This is a genomic window from Pseudovibrio sp. Ad13, assembly GCF_001623225.1.
Lineage (GTDB): Bacteria > Pseudomonadota > Alphaproteobacteria > Rhizobiales > Stappiaceae > Pseudovibrio.
In genome coordinates this window covers 1-5,108 of the sequence record NZ_LMCC01000031.1, presented here as the reverse complement: position 1 = coordinate 5,108, position 5,108 = coordinate 1, and the positions used below count along the sequence as shown (strand labels likewise).

Below are 5,108 nucleotides of genomic sequence, written 5' to 3'. Positions count from 1 at the left end.
GCCGACCTTATCGCCGTGAACAAGGCAGAAGGTGACGGGCTGCTGCGGGCGCGGTCTGCGGCCTCTGAGTATCGTGCCGCCCTCAATATTCTTGCGCCACGGTCCAAGCACTGGTCTCCTCCTGTTCTGACGATCTCCGGCCTTGCCAATGAAGGCCTTGATGAGGTGTGGGGGCAGCTCGGCATCTTCAAAGAACGGATGCAGGCGAGCGGTGACTGGGACAGTAAACGCGCTGAACAGCAGTTGGCGTGGATGTGGGGCTTGCTGAACGAGAAGCTTCAGGCGGCTTTGAAGGCGAACCCGGACATTCAAGCGGCGCTGCCTGATGTTGAAAGCGCGGTGAAATCCGGCAATCTGCCCGCAACGGCTGCGGCGAGTAAGCTGGCGAGCTTGTTCGGTATTTAAACCAGCGTTGGGGGACAAAATGACTGAGGATCAAGAGAGACTTTCACGACGTGCCCTTCTTGGTGCTGGTGTCATTGCCGGAACTGGAACGCTTGTGGCTGCTCAGGACGCGCAGGCGGCAATGCCTTTGAAGCCGGTGATTGTGGAGTTTCCTGCATCTCCTTTGCAGCAAGATATCTCTTACACACTGCAAGCCGCGATGAATGAGACCGCAGCGCAAGGGCAGATCCTTCAGCTTGGTGCTGGCAATTTCTTCTGTTCGAATCTCTCTCTGCCCAGTGGGCTGAGCTTGCGCGGCGTGCCCGGACATACACGTCTGGTGCTTAATGGAAGTGGCCCTCTTCTGCAGGGTATTCAGGCTGATCGTATTTGCCTGAGCGATCTTATTTTTGATGGCAATGCCCTCTCTCTTTCTGAAGAGGCTTCGGCGCTGCTGTGGTTTTCTCAGTGTGAACGGCTTGTTCTCAATTCCTGCGAAATAACCAAGAGCAGCAAGTCTGGTCTGGTGCTGGAGCAGTGTTCAGGCTCTGTTATTGGTAACCACATACATGCAATCGAAGATGTTGCTCTTCTCAGCTACAATGCTAGTGCACTTCGGATTGAGGGGAATATCGTTTCTGATTGTGGCAATGGCGGTATTCTGGTGCATCGGTGGTCAGAAGGGCATGATGGCTCGATCATTGCGGGCAACCAAATCTCCAACATCGCGGCACGAAGTGGCGGGACTGGCCAGAATGGCAATGGCATCAATGTGTTTCGGGCGGATAATGTCACCATCTCCAACAACAAGGTGAGTGACTGCAAGTTCTCAGCAATCAGAGCCAATGCTGCGTCTAATGTTCAAGTGCTTGGCAACACCTGTCATCGTTCTGGCGAGGTGGCTTTGTTTGTCGAGTTCGGTTTTCAGGGCGCGATTGTCAGTAATAACCTGATTGAAACAGCGGCTAACGGGATTTCCATTACCAACTTCCGTGAGGGTGGTCGTCTGGCCGTGTGCTCCAACAATGTATTGCGCGACATTACTGGCACTGGGCCTTATGCGAAGGACAACCAACCTTTGGGGTTGGTATTGCGGTTGAGGCAGATACCAGTGTGACTGGCAATGTTGTCGAGGATGCGCGGGTTATTGGCATTAATCTGGGTTGGGGGCCGTATATGCGTAATTTGATTGCAGCTCAAAATAATGTGCGCTCTGCCCCGGTTGGCATTGCCGTCAGCTTTGCAGCTGAAGGACAAATTGCGCTCATTTCCCAGAATATCATTGCAGACTGCGCCGTGAATATCGCTGGCTTCAAATGGGATGAACAGGTGAGCGGCGATCTGGCAGTTTCAACGGAGGATCTGCCACACTCCATTCGTGTGACAGACAATCTTGTCAGTGCAGTTTAGGTGAGGCGGCAGGAGACGGAGCCCCTGCCTTGCATCACATGGCGTTCAGAAGACGCTTGAAGTCTGCAACAGGGCGTACTTCGCCGACGAGAACATCGCGGCGGTTCTTCAACTGCTGGTGTTCCCAGGCGTTCAGGCCTTTTTCTTCTTCATCAGAAATATCCAGAAGCGATCTGATGGTGGATGCCATCATCACCTCAGCACCGCGCACGGAGCCGTCTTCACATTTCAGCGTCACGCCGAAGCCAAGCTCTGGCAAGGCTGCACAGAAGACACCCTCTGCGCCAACTTTTACGAAGACGCGACCTTTGAAGATATCCATGATCTCGGTGCAGAAGCGGTTTTTGCCCGCGACCATGTATGGCTCGTTGACGCACGCCTCGTAGAGCGTTTCCGCTGCACTGGCGCGGACCGGATCGAGGCCAACACCTGTTGCAAAGCGGGCAAAGGCCAGCGCTGTTTTCTGTTGGTCCATGGCGTAGGTCGGGATGGAACAGCCATCTGTGCCACATACATCACGGGCCAGAATACCACCGCTCATCTGTTCCAGAACGTTGCGGATTTCCATCTGAACAGGGTGATCAAAATCGATGTAGTTTTCGGTTGGAATGCCGAGGGTCTTGGCCATGGCCAGGAAGCCGGCATGCTTGCCAGAACAGTTGTTGTGCAGCTGGCATGGGCTGTCATCGGTCTTCACAAGGCCAACGCAATCATCCATGTGCTTTGGCCATTGTGCGCCACACAGCAGGTCTTCTTCTGTCAGGCCCGCTTTGAAGAGCATGATGCGTGCGGAGTTGGCATGGGTCTCTTCGCCGTTATGGGAGGCGCAGGCCAGAGCCAGTTCGGCATCGTCAAAATCGAGGGCTTCAGCCGCGCCGGATTCCACCATTGGAATTGCCTGAAGAGCTTTGATCGCGGAGCGCGCAAAGATGCCCTGCTCCACGTCACCTGCGCTGAATGCCAGCTTACCATCGGCATCAACAATAGCGATTGAACCACGATGACGGCTCTCGACAGTGGTGCCACGTGTCACTTCGACGAGTACGGGATTATCCATTCACTCAAACTTCCAAGGGTTGGATTACAGGCTAATTGATTAATTGCGGAAGGCTGTCAGTCGTCCTTGCCTGACCAAGCAGCTCCGGTTAGTTGTCGTCTGCATACTCTATTTTTGAGCGCAGAGCTACTTTTGCGAATTTGTCTTTATTTTTACGCGTATTCCCGAAAGCCAGAACTGCCTATCAGAGAAGCAGCGTCTTCAGTTTGGTGCGAGCCCTTATGAAACCGCCAGTTCTCCCATCCAGACGCGCAACCGACCCAGAGCTTCGTGCAGGACTTCATCCTTTTTGCAGAAACAGAACCGGACGAAGGTCTGCGGGCCTTCGGTGCCATAAAATGCGGAGATTGGGACAGCTGCGACCCCAGCCTGTTCCACCATCTTCTGGCAGAACTCCACGTCATTGCCTTTGAAACCAAGTGGGGAGAAGTCGCAGGTGACAAAGTAGGTGCCTTCGCACGGCAGCACCTTAAAGCCCATGTCTTCCAGTGGTTTGGAAATCAGGTCACGCTTTGCTCTCAGGTCGTCTTCCAGTGAGGTGTAGTAGTCATCTTCTTTGCTCAGGCCATAGGCGACTGCTTTTTGCAGGTTTGGCGGTGTGGTGAAGGTGATGAACTGGTGCGCTTTGGCAATTGGCTCCAACAGGTTTGGAGCGGCTGTGATGTAGCCGACTTTCCAGCCTGTCAGTGAAAACGTCTTGCCTGCAGAGCCGATGCGGATGCAGCGATCACGCATCCCCGGAAGGGTCATGAGTGGTTTGTGCTTGTCGTCAGAGAAGACGATGTGCTCGTAGACTTCATCGCAGATCGCATAGCAATCAAACTCCAGACACAGGTCTGCAATGAGTTGCAGTTCCTGCGTGGAGAAAACCTTCGCACTTGGGTTCATTGGGTTGTTGAGCAGAATGGCCTTTGTTTTGCTGGAGAACGCCTGGCGCAATGTCTCTTCACGCAGCTCCCAGTTTGGCGGTGTTACCTGCACGAAGACCGGGGTGGCGCCTGCCCGTTTGACCAGCGAGAGATAGCAGTCGTAAAGCGGTTCAATCAGGATGACTTCATCACCCGGCTCAACCAGCGCACAGATGCTGTCTGCCAGCGCTTCTGTGGCACCAGAGGTGACGAGTACTTCGCTCTGCCAGTCTACATCCAGATCATAGAAGCGCTTGTTGTTCTCAGCAACGGCTTGTCGCAACGCCGGGACGCCCAACATGGGCGGGTACTGGTTAGGCCCTTCCATCAAGGTGTCAGCCGCAACCTGTCTCACATCCTGCGGGCCGTCTACATCCGGAAAGCCCTGCCCCAGATTGATGGCCTGATGCTCCATTGCCAGACGCGACATGCGCTCAAATACCGTTGTTTCTATTCCGGTAAATACTGAGTTTGTCGGTTTCATCCGGGGTGCTCCTTGCCTGACACGCTTCTTCGCAGGACGACAAGCTAACGATTAGGCGGCATCCTGCAAAGTCTGCATTAGATGCATTTCCTGCGTATTTCCACATAAAGCGGTTTCATCTATTGCGGATTTTTGTGCTCAAACCGTTTCTCAGATTTCAGCGATACGCTTTGGAAATGCAGAAGCACCTGTAGCACCACATGACCCCTCATGCAGTGTTGAACCAGAGTTCCCGGAAGTCGGGATGAGCAAGGCGGCAGGCAATACCTGCGCTATTTATTAGTAATGTTTCTTCGGCATTGGCTACACGCCTTGCCCGGGCTTTCTTATAATGAACAACGTCGCCTCTTTTGCCTATAAGGCACGATAGTCAGTTTCCTGAAAAGAAAGTGGCTTATCCAGTCAAGTTTCCCTAACCAGACAGTTCCTCCGTCTTTGACAGATCCATTTGCAAAAGCAGGTTCCCCTGCCGGTGCTCTTGTATCTATCACCGCGTGATACCCTATAGTCCTGGGCCCTTCCCCTCAAACCATGCGGTCACGTTTGAAGTTCGGTTCACCGGACCACTGAAAGGTGCGTTACGTCTTCCAGAAGCCCCGCCCAGCCTACGACAAACTGACGGTCGCTCCGCCAGCAGCCCGTTACGTAGGCATGCGCTTAGTATGGGCACGGTTTGAGGCCGGGGGGATAAGTTTTTTCAGGTTGCCTGCAATCCCCTTCGGTGTCATCCCGGCCCATGATGTACATACCGGAGACATAGGTGACAGGTGTTCGGAGAGATGGTTGACACATTAACATGGCATTCAGGGAGGGACCGGGATGCCTTGGCAAGAGTGTTCAACAATGAAACTTCGAGAAGAGTTTG

General features: G+C 53.7%; 4 protein-coding genes and 1 pseudogene. 3 read left to right on the top strand and 2 right to left on the bottom strand.

Annotation, left to right across the window (positions count from 1 at the left end; genetic code table 11):
- The 3 genes and pseudogenes from PsAD13_RS25390 to PsAD13_RS28205 all read left to right on the top strand — a co-directional run.
- Positions 1-405 (top strand): annotated as a pseudogene (locus tag PsAD13_RS25390) (methylmalonyl Co-A mutase-associated GTPase MeaB); the annotation flags it as partial.
- Between the two features lie 19 nt (positions 406-424).
- Positions 425-1,501 carry a TIGR03808 family TAT-translocated repetitive protein gene (locus PsAD13_RS25385; RefSeq protein ID WP_208986939.1) on the top strand — a complete coding sequence of 359 codons (1,077 nt, stop codon included), beginning with the start codon at positions 425-427 and terminating at the stop codon, positions 1,499-1,501.
- Positions 1,399-1,794, top strand: coding sequence for a hypothetical protein (locus PsAD13_RS28205; protein ID WP_208986938.1), 396 nt, complete (start codon positions 1,399-1,401; stop codon positions 1,792-1,794). The genes PsAD13_RS25385 and PsAD13_RS28205 overlap by 103 nt, the downstream gene beginning before the upstream one ends.
- 34 nt (positions 1,795-1,828) lie before the next feature.
- Here PsAD13_RS28205 and PsAD13_RS25380 read toward each other — a convergent pair whose 3' ends face one another.
- On the bottom strand, positions 1,829-2,851 hold the full coding sequence (locus PsAD13_RS25380) for an asparaginase (RefSeq protein ID WP_063288143.1): 1,023 nt from the start codon (positions 2,849-2,851) through the stop codon (positions 1,829-1,831).
- A 219-nt stretch (positions 2,852-3,070) separates the two neighbouring features.
- Positions 3,071-4,243: an aminotransferase gene (locus tag PsAD13_RS25375; protein ID WP_063319866.1), complete on the bottom strand. Its 1,173-nt coding sequence runs from the start codon at positions 4,241-4,243 to the stop codon at positions 3,071-3,073.
- Between the last annotated feature and the right edge of the window lie 865 nt (positions 4,244-5,108).